The following is a 14,417-nucleotide window of genomic DNA, read 5'->3' as shown; positions in this document are numbered from 1 at the left end:
CAATCTGGGAGAAAACTCCATTGCACTAAGGAGAATGCAAGTGAAAACTCGCCTACTGGGAGGCATAGTCGCAGTCGTGCTGGCAATAGTCGGCACGCTGCTACTGGTCACATACGTTCAAGCAGCGGATGCACGGGCTCAAAAAGACCTCCAGCCCGTTGATGTCCTTGTTATCCAAAGTCAGGTTCCCGAAGGAGCCGATCTTCAGCAGATCAAGTCTGCAGTCAAACTCGCCTCGCTACCCGCAGCTTCGGTTCCCAACGGGGCCCTCAAGAGCCTCTCGGGAATGGAAGGCAAAGTGGCCGGGGCAGAACTCATGCCTGGTGAAGCCCTCTTGGGCAACCGCCTGGTGGATCCCACCAGCTTGGCGGCTCCGGGGTCAGTCCCTGTCCCCGACGGTCTTCAAGAAGTTTCCGTACAACTGGACGCGCAGCGCGTGGTTGGCGGACGGTTGGCTGCCGGCGACACCGTAGGCGTCATGGTGCTGCTGGGCGAGTCCGGGCAGACCGAATCTGAGGCATCAGCCCAACTCGTCTTCCACAAAGTCCTCGTGACCAGCGTTCAGCGGGCCACCGCACGAAATACAAACACGGCGCAGGCAAGCTCCGAGCAGGCCAATACACAGCTGCCGGAAGGTTCCTTCATCGTGACTCTCGCCCGCAGCGATGTAGACGCCACCAAGATCGTTTACGGAGCTAAGTACGGGGATATCTGGCTGACGAAAGAACCTGCAGAGGCCCAGGAAAGCGCACGCGTCACCATCAAGAAGGCAGAGGTACTCCAATGAGCCGCTTTCTAGTTATCACGGCTGATGTCGAGTTCGAACAGCGCGTCCGCCAAGCCGCGGCCGGCATGCATGGCGATGTGCAGTCCATCATCGCCGACTACTTGCCGCAGGGCCCGGACGACGTCCTCCGGGTGCTCTCCGGACAACTGCTGGAAGTCCTTGTCCTGGGTCCCGGGCTGGAGTCCGACGACGCAATCCGTCTGGCAAGCCTGTTCGACCTTCAGTATCCGGAGATCAGCGTAGTGCTCGCTTCGACAGATGCAGCGGAAGTCGCACTGCCGGCAATGCGCGCAGGCATCCGTGACTTGTTGGAGCCTTCCGCGGATTCGGGCACCATTCGGGCGCTGTTGGAGCGTGCCAGCCTCGCAGCTGCCGGGCGGCGCAGGGGCTTGGGTGCACAAGTAGACACAGGGCCACAGGGAGGGCGGATTATCGCCGTCATGTCGCCTAAGGGCGGCGTGGGCAAGACGACCATCTCAACCAATCTCGCTATTGGGCTGGGGCGAACCTCTCCCATGAGGGTAGTCATCGCCGATTTGGATCTACAGTTCGGCGACGTCGCATCCGGGCTCCTCATAGACCCGGATAGGACAATCGCGGATGCGGTTACCGGCGCGGCAGTCCAGGACAGCATGGTGCTGAAGTCATATCTTTCTGTCCATCCCGCGGGGATTTACGCCCTGTGTGCACCCCGCAACCCCTCCCAAATCGAGCAGATTTCCGCTGAACAGGTGGGGCATCTCCTTGAACAACTGGCCAGGGAGTTCGACTACGTGATTGTGGATACTGCACCGGGTCTTGGTGAGCACGTCCTGGCGACCCTCGAACGTGCCTCCGATGTCGTGTGGGTATGTGGCATGGATATCCCGAGCATCAGAGGACTTCGGAACGGCCTCGAAATTCTCGACGAGATCGGGCTGGTCCCCGAACAGCGCCACGTTGTCCTGAACTTCGCGGACAAGCGCAGCGGGCTGACCTTGATCGATGTAGAAGCCACCATAGGGTGCCCGGTGGATGTCACCTTGCCACGGTCCCGTTCGCTCCCCTACTCAACCAATAGGGGCATCCCCGTACTTCAAGACGGGACGAAGGATGTCACGCTCCGCGGGCTCCGTCAGCTCGTTGAGCGCTTCAAGCCAGGCTGGGAAGAACGGCCGCACAAGCAGCTGCATCGAAGGGCGGTAGTCAAGTGAACCTCGCAAAGCGCCTTCAGACCGCTCGGGGGCTGGAAGTTGAGACGCCGGGCACATCAACCTTGGGAGATCCGTGGGCCGGGCCAGCAACCCATGCCCCTGACTACATCGCCGATTCAACGGGAGCCGGAGGAACTACCGAAGACTCCAGTCAAGCGTTGTCAGCAGTCAAGGAACGCACCAGTTCAGCGTTGTTTGATCGTATGGGTTCACGAATTTCCGACACCACACTGGATGAGGGGGAACTTCATCGTTACGTCAAAGAGGAACTCCGTGCCGTCATTGACGAAGACGACATTCCGCTGACATCCCAGGAGAGGCAACGACTGGTCCAGGAAATCGCTGACGACGTTCTGGGTCTTGGGCCGCTTCAGCGGTTCCTTGACGACAAGGACGTCACAGAGATCATGGTGAACGGTGCCGACAAGGTCTACGTGGAGATTGCTGGAAGACTTCACTTGACCAATGTCCATTTCAGCTCCGAAGAGCATCTTCGCCGAATCATTGAGCGGATTGTCTCCAGGGTTGGCCGCCGCATTGACGAGTCCTCTCCACTGGTGGACGCAAGACTTTCGGACGGATCCCGAGTCAATGCGATTATTCCTCCGCTCGCTGTCAATGGATCGTCACTTACGATTCGAAAGTTTGGCCGCGTGCCGCTAACGGCCCAGAATCTCATCCAATTGGGAACCATGAGCCCCGAGATCACGGAACTGCTTCACGCGTGCGTACAGGCCCGGCTGAATATCATCGTCTCCGGCGGTACAGGAACGGGAAAGACAACGCTCCTGAACGTCCTGTCATCGTTTCTTCCTTCAGATGAACGCATTGTCACCATCGAGGACGCCGTGGAACTGCAGCTCCAGCAATCGCACGTTGTCCGGTTGGAAAGCCGACCAAGCAACATCGAAGGAAAGGGTGAGATCGCCATCCGGGATCTCGTGCGAAATTCCCTGCGCATGCGCCCCGACCGGATCGTAGTGGGCGAAGTTCGTGGCGGTGAGGCACTGGACATGCTTCAGGCAATGAACACCGGCCACGATGGTTCCATTTCCACTGTCCACGCGAATTCTCCGCGCGACGCCATCGCACGCCTTGAAACGTTGGTCCTGATGGCCGGCATGGACTTACCTCTCCGGGCAATTCGAGAGCAGATTTCGTCCGCTGTGAACCTGGTTGTCCAAATTTCGCGGTTGCGCGACGGCACGCGCCGCATCACGCATGTGACGGAAGTCCAAGGCATGGAAGGTGATGTTGTCACCCTGCAGGATGCCTTCACCTTCGATTACTCAGCCGGCCTGGACGCCAATGGGCGGTTCCTTGGGAAGCCCGTTCCTACTGGAGTGCGGCCGCGGTTCGTAGACCACTTTGCGGACTTGGGCATCCATATTTCACCAGCGGTCTTTGGAACGATGGCGCCTGGCGGTGGAAAGAGATGATCACCGCAACCAGTCCCCTACTGCTCATCGGCGGGATAATCCTGGGATTCGCGGCCCTGGCAATCGGCCTCTTTCTCATCCCTCGGTCGAGAAACTCGGCAATCGCATTGTCCCGGCGGCGTCCAAACGCCGGCACTCAGGACTCAGTACTGACCCGGATGACAAATTCTGCTGTCGCATTGGTAGATGGGTCAGTTTCGGCCAGCAGGGCTTCCGGAACCAAGCTTCTCCTTGAGCAGGCCGGCTCCAGGATGCGGCCGGCGGACTACGTACTCTTGGTCATCTGCGCCACCTTCACTGGCGCCGTCGTAGGCTTCATCCTCGGCGGTCTCTTGGTGGCAATACTCTTCGGAATCTTAGTGCCCATCGGCGCACGCATGGTTCTGAGCGTCATGACGTCCCGACGCCGGGCGCAGTTCGAAGCTCAACTGGGCGACACGCTGCAAATGCTGTCCGGCAGCATGCGGGCCGGACATAGCTTGCTGCGGGCAGTCGATGCTGTGGCTCTGGAGGCACAGTCACCTACCAAGGAAGAATTCGCCAGGATCGTAGGAGAAATTCGTCTGGGACGTGATCTCCGCGATGCACTCCTGGATGCTGCAAACCGTCTACATAGCGAGGATTTCCTCTGGGCCACCCAGGCCATCGAAATTCACCGTGAAGTGGGCGGCGATTTGGCTGAAGTCCTGGATCATGTGGCCGAAACGATCCGCGAGCGGTCACAGATCAAAGGGCAAGTGCGGGCGCTCAGCGCCGAAGGTCGCCTGTCCGCTTATGTTCTCATAGCGCTGCCAACAGGCATGTTCTTGTATCTGACACTCGCGAATGGAACGTACATCCAGCCGCTGTTCACGCACCCGGTGGGTTGGATCATGCTCGTGGTAGCCGTCGTCCTTCTTGCGGTGGGTTCTTTCTGGCTCAGCCGTGTTGTCAAGATCAAGTTCTAGGGAGTGACCATGAACGTCATTGCATGGGCGTCCGTCGCCTTGATCGTAGTCCCCATCGCTTTCATGGCATGGGCCTTCATTTCAGTGGATCGTGCAGGCCTCGCGACTGTTCGAGCCAATTTGAGCCGCAGCGCCGGGATGACAACAGAACTGGGGGCGCAGCCGTCATCATTCAACCTCCATCGTCTCGGTGCGAAGCTCACCGCCAAGGGCTATACCATCTGGCTGGACAAGCTGCTTGCCAGAATAGGTCGACCAGCTGGCATGCCCCTTGGCCGCCTCCTCGTCCTCAAGCCAGCGTTGGCCTTGGCAGCAGCATTCGTGGGCCTGCTGTTCTTCCTGAGAGCCCCTTCGGGCCAGGGTTTCCTGCTGTACCTGGCCGCAGTATTGCTGGTGTACTTCATCCCGGACCTGATCATCCACGGCCGCGCTGCCGAACGGCAAAAGGCAATCCAAACTGAGCTACCCAACACTCTGGACCAGATGCTCATCTCCGTTGAAGCCGGCCTTGGTTTTGAAGGGGCCATGGCCCGGGCTGGGCAGAATGGTTCGGGACCGCTGGCCATGGAAATGCTCCGAACACTGCAGGACATGCAGGCGGGACGCAGCCGCAAGGAAGCATACGTGGCCTTGGCCGAACGTGTGGATGTCCACGACCTCAGGGCATTCGTCGGGGCCATAGTGCAGGCCGATACCTATGGGATCGCCATAGCCAACGTCCTGCGTACGCAAGCCAAGCAAATGCGTATAAAACGCCGCCAAAGGGCGGAGGAGCAGGCAATGAAGCTGCCTGTGAAGGTCCTGTTCCCTTTGATGTTCTGTATCCTGCCAGTGCTCTTCATCGTCATCATGGGTCCGGCCGTCATCAATGTGATGACTAATCTTGCCGGCGCATTCTAGGGCTCTGGTGTTCCTGCCCTAAAAACCGGCCGTTCGCGGATCCCAGACCACGGGCGGCCACAACGGCCCCCTTCCGGTACCCAGAGCCGGGAGGGGGTCCTCCCACGTCCGCGCAACTCACCATAGCCTGAGGCAGATAGGGCTATTCCCGCCGCGCCCGAGTCAGCTCCGCGCGAGCCAGCAACTCGCTGTCGGACGGGTAGGCAACTTCCTCCAGCACCAAGGGATGCGGCGCAGCGAGAACAGACTTGGCATCGCGCTTCCGTTCCAAGAGCCGCAAGTGCAGCCACGCCGGAGTTTCCAGGCCCTCTCCAACTCGCAAGGCCGAACCTACCAGGGACCGCACCATGTTGTGGCAGAACGCATCAGCCTGCACGGTGGCAACGATAACGTCGTCGCTTCCACGAGCGAACGAGAACTGCTGCAGCTCGCGGATGGTCGTCGCTCCCTCTCGGGGTTTGCAATAGGAACGGAAATCCTGGAGGCCCAGCAACGAACGGGCCCCTTCGTTCATGAGCGCAACGTCCAACGGCGCCTTGTGCCACAAAGTAATCCCGCGCAGAACCGGGTCCCAGCGTCCCGGACCGTCGGCAATGCGGTAACTGTACCTCCGCCACAACGCTGAAAAGCGGGCGTCGAAGCCCTCGGGCGCCAGACCGGCGTCGTGCACTTCAATAGCACCCGTGAGGTCACCGAGGATTCGGCTTAAGGCGCCACGGAGTCGACGCAAGAGTGCGACGCCGGGATCAAGTTCGTGGCCACGCGGCAATGACATCCATTCGGCTTCGGACAGGTCCAGATGAACCACTTGCCCCCGGGCGTGGACGCCGGCGTCCGTCCTGCCGGCAACCGTCACGCGGATCGGCCGCTGCAGAAGGAGCGCCAGGGCTTCTTCCAAAGCACCCTGCACAGTCCGAAGCCCGGGCTGCAGGGCCCACCCGTTGAAGGGGCCGCCGTCGTAGGAAAGATCAAGCCGGACACGCAAAAACCCGCCGCCCCCCAAAACGGGGGCAGCGGGTTTTCGTTCGTTCATAGACTTAAGTCTACTGTGAAGAATTCAGTGAATTACTTCTTGTCCTCAGCGGCCGGAGCCTCTTCGGTCTCAGCAGCTTCAGCTTCAGTAGCTTCTGCCTCAGCGGCCGGAGCCTCTTCGGTTTCAGCAGCTTCAGTCTCTACGGCTTCGGTCTCAACGACCTCTTCCTCGGCGGCCGGAGCAGCCTTGGCAGCGGCAGCGGTTGCTTCAGCAACAACGGCCTGCTTCGGGGAAACCGGCTCGAGAACGAGCTCGATGACAGCCATGGGAGCGTTGTCGCCCTTGCGGTTGCCGATCTTGGTGATGCGGGTGTAGCCACCATCGCGGTTAGCAACGGCGCCGGCGATGTCGGTGAACAGCTCGTGGACAACGCCCTTGTCGCTGATCAGGCCGAGAACGCGGCGGCGTGAAGCAAGGTCGCCACGCTTAGCGAAGGTGACCAGACGCTCTGCGTACGGCTTGAGGCGCTTGGCCTTGGTAACCGTGGTGGTGATGCGCTTGTGCTCAAACAGAGCAGCTGCCAGGTTCGCGAGCATCAGGCGCTCGTGAGCCGGGCCGCCTCCGAGGCGCGGACCCTTAGTGGGGGTAGGCATAGTTATTTCTCCTGTTATGTAAGCCGGTCAGGTCCATCGCTGGACCCGACGGCCAAGATCTGCTGTTTAGAGCTCGTCGTCGCTGAACGCGGCGTCGTCCTCTTCGATGGCTGCGGCGCGGGCTGCGAGATCGAAACCGGGAGGGGAGTCCTTGAGGGACAGACCCAGTTCGACGAGCTTTGCCTTGACCTCGTCAATGGACTTCGCACCGAAGTTACGAATGTCCATCAGGTCAGCCTCGGAGCGGGCAACGAGTTCACCCACGGTGTGGATGCCCTCACGCTTGAGGCAGTTGTAGGAACGGACGGTGAGATCCAGATCCTCGATCGGCAGAGCCATGTCCGCTGCCAGGGCAGCGTCCGTCGGCGACGGGCCAATCTCGATACCTTCAGCTGCGGTGTTCAGCTCACGAGCCAGACCGAACAGTTCCACCAACGTGGTGCCTGCGGAAGCAACAGCATCGCGCGGGGCGATGGCCTGCTTGGTCTCGACGTCGACAATGAGCTTGTCGAAGTCGGTGCGCTGCTCAACACGGGTAGCTTCCACGCGGAAAGTTACCTTCATGACCGGCGAGTAGATCGAGTCAACCGGAATACGGCCGATCTCGGAGTCGCCGGACTTGTTCTGAGCTGCCGAAACGTAGCCACGGCCGCGCTCGATGGTCAGCTCGAGTTCGAACTTGCCCTTCGAGTTCAGAGTGGCAATGTGCAGATCCGGGTTGTGGAATTCGACGCCGGCCGGCGGAGCGATGTCCGCGGCGGTGACGACTCCGGGGCCCTGCTTGCGCAGGTAAGCAACAACCGGCTCATCGTGCTCGGAGGAAACCGAAAGGTTCTTGATGTTCAGGATGATCTCGGTGACATCTTCCTTGACACCCGGAACCGTGGTGAACTCGTGCAGCACGCCATCGATCCGGATGCTGGTTACAGCAGCACCGGGGATGGAGGAGAGCAGGGTACGGCGGAGGGAGTTTCCGAGGGTGTAACCGAAGCCCGGCTCCAGCGGTTCAATGATGAAACGGGAGCGGTTCTCGGATACAACTTCTTCAGACAGGGTGGGGCGCTGTGCAATGAGCACTTAGGTTTCCTTTCGGCGAGCATCCGCTATATGACGCAACACAGGTGGTGGAAATCGGCTTCGGTTTCCAGCCTGACCAGCCGGGCCATGCTGATGGATGATCGAAACCATCCATAGCAGGCCCGGCCGGTCAGGCGGGGAAGACCTAATTAGACGCGGCGGCGCTTCGGCGGGCGGCAACCGTTGTGGGCGCTGGGGGTGACGTCCTGGATGGAGCCAACCTCGAGGCCAGCGGCCTGAAGTGAACGGATTGCGGTTTCGCGTCCGGATCCCGGGCCCTTGACGAATACGTCAACCTTGCGCAGACCGTGCTCCTGAGCGCGCTTTGCAGCAGCTTCAGCAGCCATCTGGGCAGCGAAAGGGGTGGACTTACGGGAGCCCTTGAAGCCAACCTCACCGGCGGAAGCCCATGAGATTACAGCACCGTTCGGGTCCGTGATGGACACGATGGTGTTGTTAAAGGTGCTCTTGATGTGCGCCTGGCCAAGCGCAATATTCTTCTTATCCTTGCGACGCGGCTTACGAACCGCTCCACGAGTCTTCGGGGGCATTGTTTCTCCTACAGAAAGTTATCGGGGGAAAACCGGATCAATCCCAAGGGATTAACGTCCGGCCTTCTTCTTGCCGGCGACGGTGCGCTTCGGGCCCTTACGGGTACGAGCGTTGGTCTTCGTACGCTGTCCGCGTACGGGCAGGCCCTTGCGGTGGCGCAGGCCTTCGTAGCTGCCGATCTCTACCTTGCGGCGGATGTCAGCGGCTACCTCGCGGCGAAGGTCACCCTCAACCTTGTAGTTGCCTTCAATGTAGTCACGCAGCTGGACCAGCTCGGCGTCAGTCAGGTCCTTGACGCGAACGTCAGCGCTGATGCCGGTGGCAGCCAGGGTTTCGTGTGCACGGGTCTTGCCCACGCCGTAGATGTAAGTAAGCGCAATTTCCAACCGCTTTTCGCGGGGAATGTCTACGCCAGCGAGACGAGCCATAGTGGCAGTACTCCTTGAATAAACCGGAGGTCGTAGGCAGTACACCCACACGTTCAGTGTGGCCCCAGCCTCCGACCGGGGGTTCGCTGACCAGGCTCTGTAATGCAGTCCTGGCACAGCTTGTGCTGCCTTTATTTACTTGCGTGGGCTAGCAGCCCAGGTTTGTCCTCGCGGACGCTGATTCCCGAAGGGGGAATTAGCCCTGGCGCTGCTTGTGGCGCGGGTTCTCGCAGATCACCATGACCCGGCCGTTACGGCGGATCACTTTGCACTTGTCGCAGATCTGCTTGACGCTCGGCTTGACCTTCATGGCGTTCCTTTGCGTGTTTTGCAGTTGATCTGCTGGAGCGGCTTAGGCACTATTGCCTTGCCGCCCAGCAATTTACTTGTAGCGGTAGACGATACGACCACGTGTGAGGTCGTATGGGCTCAGCTCCACCACTACCCGGTCCTCGGGGAGGATTCGAATGTAGTGCTGTCGCATCTTCCCAGAGATGTGTGCGAGAACGACGTGCTTATTGGTGAGCTCAACACGAAACATCGCATTGGGCAGCGCCTCAGTCACAACGCCCTCGATCTCAATGACCCCGTCCTTCTTGGCCATATCCTCCGCTAACTGTTGTTTGCCGCCGTCCTCCAGTAGGCACCGAAGATCCAGCGGACGTTTTTTGTTTGCTTGGCCCTCTTGGAACCACGACACTAAAAAGGGCGTGGCTGCACAGACAACCAACAAATAACTCTACGCCAATGAGGCCGGAAAGTTAAATCCGTCTATGGTAGCGCACCTACCTCCAGCCGTCACTCCCCTGCCGGCTGATAGGCGGGGAAGTCACCTGCCGCCGTCGAGACGCTTTCGGCTGCAAGGACGCCGTCCAGAATCGCCAGCCGAACAGCTTCCGCCGCGGCGCTTTGGAGCGTTATCAGCGACACCTGACGCGCCTGTTCAGTACTGCGGTCAAGCCCGACGGCGCCCGTCGCCAACGCGAACACGGTGTCACCGTCCGCCAAAGTGTGGGACGGATCCAACGCCCGGGCCAACCCCGCATGCCCGGCAGAAGCAGTCCGTTTGCACTCAGCCACATCGAGTACGGCATTGGTCGCGATCACCACCAACGTCGTGTTGAGCCCCTGCAGCGGTGTCGCGAACGGCGCACCCGGCTGTTCCTGCGGGCCTGGGGCCCGGCGGCGCGCGTCTAAGGTAGGCACGACCGAGCGCGTAGAGTGTTGCGGCCCCGCCGCCCCGAAGACAGGCGCCCCCATCGCGTTCACCACCGCAATGGCTCCAACGATCACCCCGCCTTCAAGAGTAATGGACGACGTACCGATCCCGCCCTTGAACTGGCCGCGCGCAACAACGGCCCCGGTCCCGGCACCCACGTTTCCACGCTCGACGGCGGCATGGTCGCCGGAGGCGAAGGCTGCGGCGGCTGCTTGGTAGCCCATGTCGGCTCCGGGTCGCGCTTTGACGTCGCCACCGCGCCCGAGGTCGAAAATGGCGGCCGCCGGCACAATCGGCACCACAGTCCCGGGAACAGCAAACCCTCTCCCCTGCTCCTCACACCACAACTGGGCTCCGGTAGCAGAAGCCAGCCCAAAGGCACTTCCCCCGGTCAGCACCACAGCATCCACTGCGGAAACCAGCGTTGTCGGATCCAGAGCATCGGTCTCATGGGTCCCCGGACCCCCGCCGCGCACATCCACGGACCCCACAGTCCCCACGGGAGGGAGCACCACAGTGACCCCGGACAACCACCCCTCCCCCACCCTCTGCACATGCCCAACCCGTATGCCAGCAACATCGGTGATCGAATTCATGGCTCCATTGTCCACTGTTGGACCAAATACGAACTGTAGGTGCGCTGGGACCCGGCAGCGCGCGTCTAAGGCAGGCACGACCGAGCGCGCAGAGGGTCGCAGCGCGCCGTCAGACGATGGACCACGTGCCGAAAGTGGTAGTCGAGCCTCGAATTCGAACACTCGGGTAACGCCGCGTAAACGGGTCTGGAAGTGTCAGCCAACTATCGGTACGGTGCCCCCTTTTCGTCCGATCGGTGCGTTTCGGTGTGGTGAGCTAGGCCTGTCTTCGCCGCCCCGGTCCGGGAGTTGGCGCCCCACATTCGTCCGAAACCGTTAGTGACTCATGACCACCCCACAGATTCACAGCAGCAGCGCTGCGCCTGCAGGCGGGCCAGACCTACAGCCGCCAGTTGCGCCAGTTGTGCCAGTTGCAGCAGCAAAGCCCCGCCACGATAGAAGACGATGGTCCGGCCGCAGCCGCAAGGACTTCCTGGTCTTCCTTGCCATGGCCTTGCCGAACTTGGTATTGATCGGCACGTTCACCTATTGGCCGCTGATTAACAACATCTACTACTCCACGTTGGATTGGACACTCGGCTCGGCCTCGGCCACAGTGGTTGGGCTGCAGAACTACATCACCTTCTTCACCAATGAGGACGCTTCCAAGGTCCTTGGCACTACGGCGATTTTCACGCTGGTGACGGTGGGCGGTTCCATGGTCCTGGGCCTGTTGGTCGCCCTCGCCTTGAATTCCAAGGTCCGCGGCACCACGTTCGCCCGGTCCGCTGTGTTCGCGCCCTATGTGCTGTCCGGCGTGGGTGTCGGCTTGGTGTGGCTGTTCATCTTTGATCCCGGCTACGGAGTGCTCGCCTGGGTCCTGCGCGGCCTCGGACAACAGAGCCCGCAGTGGATCAACGATCCCCAGCTTTCGTTGGTGATGGTCATCATTGTGTACGTCTGGAAGAACCTGGGCTACTGCGCCGTGGTTTATCTGGCAGGCCTGCAGTCCCTGCCCCGCGACGTCATGGAAGCAGCCGCTTTGGACGGTGCCAACAGCGTGCGGAGATTCTTCAACATCTCCATGCCGCTGCTCTCCCCCACCACGTTCTTCCTGCTGATCACCACCATGCTGAGTTCATTGCAGGCCTTTGACCTCATCCGCATCATGACCCCGCTGGGCAACGGCACCAGCACGCTGATTTACGAGGCGTACCTCCAAGCGTTCGGCGCCTATAACCGGGCAGGCTACTCTGCGGCGATTTCGGTGATTCTCTTCGCGATCCTGCTGATCATAACGGTTCTTCAACTTCGGTTCGTTGAGCGAAAGGTCCACTATTCATGAGCGCGCCCGCACCCGCCGTCGTCGTTGATCCCCCGCAGGAGACCTCCCAAAAGCCCAACCCGAATGAGCCGCTGAGCCCCTTTTCCAAAGCCAACTTCATCCGCACAGTGGCGACCGGCTATGTGCCTCTGGTCATCGCGACGCTTGTGGTGTTCCTGCCGTTGCTCTGGATGTTGTTGAGCTCCTTCAAGCAACCGGGCGAGATCGTCACCATGGACCTGAAAATCCTGCCTGAGTCCTTGAACTTGGAAAACTACGCCACGGCCATGACTACGGTTCCGTTCGCGCAGTTCTTCGCCAACAGCTTGATCGTTACGGTGGTGGGTTCGTCCATCAAGGTCATCCTGGCGATCCTCACCGCTTACGCGCTGGTGTTTGTCCGTTTCCCATTCAAGAACGTGATCTTCGTGCTGATCCTGGTGGCGCTCATGGTCCCGGCGCAGGTATCCATCCTGCCCAACTACATCCTGATCGCGGGAATGGGCGGCAAGAACACCCTGTGGGGAATCATCCTTCCAGGCTTGGGGACGGCGTTCGGCACCTTCCTGCTGCGGCAACACTTCCTGACCCTGCCGGCGTCGATCCTCGAAGCAGCTGAAATTGACGGTGCGGGTCACTGGCGCCGGCTGTGGCAGATCATCGTCCCGGTCTCGGTGCCATCGATCGCAACTGTGGCACTGGTGACCGTGGTCAGTGAATGGAACGACTACATCTGGCCCCTGATCATCACCGACCGCCCAGAAACCATGACGCTCCCCGTGGGCCTGACCCTGCTGCAGAACTCGGAGGGCAACGGTGCCGGGTGGGGAATCCTCATGGCCGGAGCAGTCTTGGTGATCGTGCCCATCCTGCTGGTGTTCGCAGCACTCCAGCGCTACATCGTTGCCGGCCTGACCCAAGGCAGTGTCACCGGCTGATTTTCTCCAACCGCACCATTCGCATCGAAGTACGTTATTGAGAGGAAGCACCATGCGCACCAACCTTGACCGCCGACATTTCCTGGGACTCGCAGGCCTCGGCGCCGGAGCTGCGGCCCTCGCCGCGTGCGGCGGACCGTCGACGGCGGGTACGGCAGACGCCGTCGACACCGCATCGATCGACTTCAGTGGGGTAAAGCCCGCAGCCTCCATCGACTTCTGGACCAACCACCCGGGTAAGTCACAGGACGTGGAGAAGGCGATTATCGAGAAGTTCCACGCTAAGTTCCCTGACATCAAGGTCAATCTGGTGACGGCGGGCGCCAACTACGAAGAGATCGCCCAGAAGTTCCAGACGTCCCAGGCAGCCAAGACTGGCCTGCCGGGACTGGTAGTCCTTTCTGACGTCTGGTGGTTCCGCTACTACTCCAACGGCAGCATCATTCCCATCGACAGCTTGGTGAAGCAGCTGGATATCAAAATCGACGACTTCCAAAAGTCGCTGGTGGACGACTACAAATACGAGGACAAGCAGTGGGCGCTCCCCTACGGCCGTTCCACGCCGCTGTTCTACTACAACAAGGACCATTTCAAGGCCGCCGGACTTCCCGACAGGGCGCCGGCCACCTGGCAAGAGTTCGCAGAGTGGGCACCGAAACTCAAGGCCACCTCAGGGGCGCAGTACGCCTACATCTACCCTGCCTTGGCCGGGTACGCCGGCTGGACCCTTCAGAACAACCTGTGGGGCTGGGGCGGAAGCTGGTCAAAGGACTGGGACATCACTTGCGATTCCCCTCAATCCGTCGCCGCACTGCAGTGGGCGCAGGACTCCATCTACAAGGATGGTTGGGCCGGCGTCTCGTCCAAGGAGGCAGCTGACGACTTCGCCGCTGGGATCACCTCGTCCACTATCTCCTCCACGGGATCATTGCTTGGCGTTCTGAAGGCGGCAAAGTTCAACGTGGGCGTCGGCTTCCTTCCTGGCGGCCCGGAGGCACCCAGCGGCGTCTGCCCCACGGGCGGCGCGGGCCTCGGTATCCCCAGCGGCATCAGCAAGGAAGAGCAGCTGGCTGCGGCGACCTTCCTGAAGTTCATCACCGAACCGGAGAACACGGCCGCTTTCTCGGCCGCCACCGGCTACATGCCCACCAGGCTCTCAGCAGACATGTCGACGGTTCTTGCGGCAACACCACAGATCAAGATCGCCATGGACCAGCTCGCCGCCACCAAGGTTCAGGACAATGCCCGGGTGTTCCTGCCGGGCGCTGACCAGGAGATGGCCAAATCGGCGGCCAAGATCCTGACGCAGCAAGGTGACGTCAAAGCAACCATGACCGAGCTCAAGAAGACCCTCGAGGGCATCTACACCAAGGATGTGAAGCCCAAACTCAAGGCATAACTGCTGTCCTGGA

16 protein-coding genes are annotated in these 14,417 nt (G+C 60.6%); 8 read left to right on the top strand and 8 right to left on the bottom strand.

Features of this window, described 5'->3' with window-relative positions:
• The first annotated feature begins 40 nt into the window (after positions 1–40).
• The 5 genes from cpaB to M1D89_RS08660 are packed head-to-tail and all read left to right on the top strand — an operon-like array spanning position 41 to position 5,266.
• A complete protein-coding gene (gene cpaB, locus M1D89_RS08680; protein ID WP_364306961.1) occupies positions 41–787 on the top strand; it encodes a Flp pilus assembly protein CpaB in 747 nt (248 codons plus the stop codon).
• Positions 784–1,980 carry a CpaE/TadZ family protein gene (locus M1D89_RS08675; RefSeq protein WP_498649799.1) on the top strand — a complete coding sequence of 399 codons (1,197 nt, stop codon included), beginning with the start codon at positions 784–786 and terminating at the stop codon, positions 1,978–1,980. Before cpaB ends, M1D89_RS08675 begins: the two co-directional genes overlap by 4 nt.
• Positions 1,977–3,419, top strand: coding sequence for a TadA family conjugal transfer-associated ATPase (locus M1D89_RS08670; protein WP_498649797.1), 1,443 nt, complete (start codon positions 1,977–1,979; stop codon positions 3,417–3,419). The genes M1D89_RS08675 and M1D89_RS08670 overlap by 4 nt, the downstream gene beginning before the upstream one ends.
• Positions 3,416–4,366, top strand: coding sequence for a type II secretion system F family protein (locus M1D89_RS08665; protein WP_498649795.1), 951 nt, complete (start codon positions 3,416–3,418; stop codon positions 4,364–4,366). The genes M1D89_RS08670 and M1D89_RS08665 overlap by 4 nt, the downstream gene beginning before the upstream one ends.
• 9 nt (positions 4,367–4,375) lie before the next feature.
• Positions 4,376–5,266: a type II secretion system F family protein gene (locus M1D89_RS08660; protein WP_498649793.1), complete on the top strand. Its 891-nt coding sequence runs from the start codon at positions 4,376–4,378 to the stop codon at positions 5,264–5,266.
• Positions 5,267–5,408: 142 nt separating this feature from the next.
• On the opposite strand, the gene M1D89_RS08655 is transcribed toward M1D89_RS08660, so the two are convergent.
• The 8 genes from M1D89_RS08655 to M1D89_RS08620 all read right to left on the bottom strand — a co-directional run bounded on the left by M1D89_RS08655 (position 5,409) and on the right by M1D89_RS08620 (position 10,764).
• The gene (locus M1D89_RS08655; protein WP_498649791.1) at positions 5,409–6,299 is read right to left on the bottom strand and encodes a tRNA pseudouridine synthase A; all 891 of its coding nucleotides are present in this window, start codon (positions 6,297–6,299) and stop codon (positions 5,409–5,411) included.
• Positions 6,300–6,331: 32 nt separating this feature from the next.
• Positions 6,332–6,892, bottom strand: coding sequence for a 50S ribosomal protein L17 (rplQ, locus tag M1D89_RS08650; RefSeq protein ID WP_090817804.1), 561 nt, complete (start codon positions 6,890–6,892; stop codon positions 6,332–6,334).
• 66 nt (positions 6,893–6,958) lie between these two features.
• Positions 6,959–7,969 (bottom strand): DNA-directed RNA polymerase subunit alpha, encoded by a 1,011-nt coding sequence (locus M1D89_RS08645; protein ID WP_011775567.1) that lies wholly within the window; start codon positions 7,967–7,969, stop codon positions 6,959–6,961.
• 149 nt (positions 7,970–8,118) lie between these two features.
• Positions 8,119–8,520, bottom strand: a complete 402-nt coding sequence (gene rpsK, locus M1D89_RS08640; RefSeq protein ID WP_014922380.1) for a 30S ribosomal protein S11 — start codon at positions 8,518–8,520, stop codon at positions 8,119–8,121.
• A 51-nt stretch (positions 8,521–8,571) separates the two neighbouring features.
• A complete protein-coding gene (rpsM, locus tag M1D89_RS08635) occupies positions 8,572–8,949 on the bottom strand; it encodes a 30S ribosomal protein S13 (RefSeq protein ID WP_011775569.1) in 378 nt (125 codons plus the stop codon).
• Positions 8,950–9,145: 196 nt separating this feature from the next.
• Positions 9,146–9,259, bottom strand: coding sequence for a 50S ribosomal protein L36 (gene rpmJ, locus M1D89_RS08630; RefSeq protein ID WP_011775570.1), 114 nt, complete (start codon positions 9,257–9,259; stop codon positions 9,146–9,148).
• Positions 9,260–9,331: 72 nt separating this feature from the next.
• Positions 9,332–9,553, bottom strand: a complete 222-nt coding sequence (infA, locus tag M1D89_RS08625) for a translation initiation factor IF-1 (RefSeq protein ID WP_011775571.1) — start codon at positions 9,551–9,553, stop codon at positions 9,332–9,334.
• Positions 9,554–9,747: 194 nt separating this feature from the next.
• Entirely contained in the window at positions 9,748–10,764 is a 1,017-nt protein-coding gene (locus tag M1D89_RS08620) for a P1 family peptidase (RefSeq protein WP_498649786.1), read from the bottom strand.
• Positions 10,765–11,089: 325 nt separating this feature from the next.
• Here M1D89_RS08620 and M1D89_RS08615 point away from each other — a divergent pair, with 325 nt between their 5' ends.
• From M1D89_RS08615 to M1D89_RS08605, 3 genes are read left to right on the top strand one after another with little or no spacing between them, the layout of a single operon-like run.
• Positions 11,090–12,088, top strand: coding sequence for a carbohydrate ABC transporter permease (locus tag M1D89_RS08615; protein ID WP_498649784.1), 999 nt, complete (start codon positions 11,090–11,092; stop codon positions 12,086–12,088).
• Positions 12,085–13,005, top strand: coding sequence for a carbohydrate ABC transporter permease (locus M1D89_RS08610; protein WP_498649782.1), 921 nt, complete (start codon positions 12,085–12,087; stop codon positions 13,003–13,005). The genes M1D89_RS08615 and M1D89_RS08610 overlap by 4 nt, the downstream gene beginning before the upstream one ends.
• A 52-nt stretch (positions 13,006–13,057) precedes the next feature.
• A complete protein-coding gene (locus M1D89_RS08605) occupies positions 13,058–14,404 on the top strand; it encodes an ABC transporter substrate-binding protein (protein ID WP_498649780.1) in 1,347 nt (448 codons plus the stop codon).
• Positions 14,405–14,417 lie beyond the last annotated feature (13 nt).

The sequence above is a fragment of the Arthrobacter sp. D3-18 genome, from assembly GCF_054408525.1.
Note: the sequence above shows the minus strand (reverse complement) of the source record. Positions and strands in the feature narration are given on the sequence as shown.

Excerpts from the sequence above, each read along its gene's own strand:
- M1D89_RS08675 (WP_498649799.1), top strand. The coding sequence starts at position 784 with ATGAGCCGCTTTCTAGTTATCACGGCTGATGTCGAGTTCGAACAGCGC.
- M1D89_RS08665 (WP_498649795.1), top strand. The coding sequence starts at position 3,416 with ATGATCACCGCAACCAGTCCCCTACTGCTCATCGGCGGGATAATCCTG.
- M1D89_RS08660 (WP_498649793.1), top strand. The coding sequence starts at position 4,376 with ATGAACGTCATTGCATGGGCGTCCGTCGCCTTGATCGTAGTCCCCATC.
- M1D89_RS08655 (WP_498649791.1), bottom strand. The coding sequence starts at position 6,299 with ATGAACGAACGAAAACCCGCTGCCCCCGTTTTGGGGGGCGGCGGGTTT.
- rplQ (WP_090817804.1), bottom strand. The coding sequence starts at position 6,892 with ATGCCTACCCCCACTAAGGGTCCGCGCCTCGGAGGCGGCCCGGCTCAC.
- rpsK (WP_014922380.1), bottom strand. The coding sequence starts at position 8,520 with ATGCCCCCGAAGACTCGTGGAGCGGTTCGTAAGCCGCGTCGCAAGGAT.
- rpsM (WP_011775569.1), bottom strand. The coding sequence starts at position 8,949 with ATGGCTCGTCTCGCTGGCGTAGACATTCCCCGCGAAAAGCGGTTGGAA.
- rpmJ (WP_011775570.1), bottom strand. The coding sequence starts at position 9,259 with ATGAAGGTCAAGCCGAGCGTCAAGCAGATCTGCGACAAGTGCAAAGTG.
- infA (WP_011775571.1), bottom strand. The coding sequence starts at position 9,553 with ATGGCCAAGAAGGACGGGGTCATTGAGATCGAGGGCGTTGTGACTGAG.
- M1D89_RS08620 (WP_498649786.1), bottom strand. The coding sequence starts at position 10,764 with ATGAATTCGATCACCGATGTTGCTGGCATACGGGTTGGGCATGTGCAG.
- M1D89_RS08615 (WP_498649784.1), top strand. The coding sequence starts at position 11,090 with ATGACCACCCCACAGATTCACAGCAGCAGCGCTGCGCCTGCAGGCGGG.
- M1D89_RS08610 (WP_498649782.1), top strand. The coding sequence starts at position 12,085 with ATGAGCGCGCCCGCACCCGCCGTCGTCGTTGATCCCCCGCAGGAGACC.
- M1D89_RS08605 (WP_498649780.1), top strand. The coding sequence starts at position 13,058 with ATGCGCACCAACCTTGACCGCCGACATTTCCTGGGACTCGCAGGCCTC.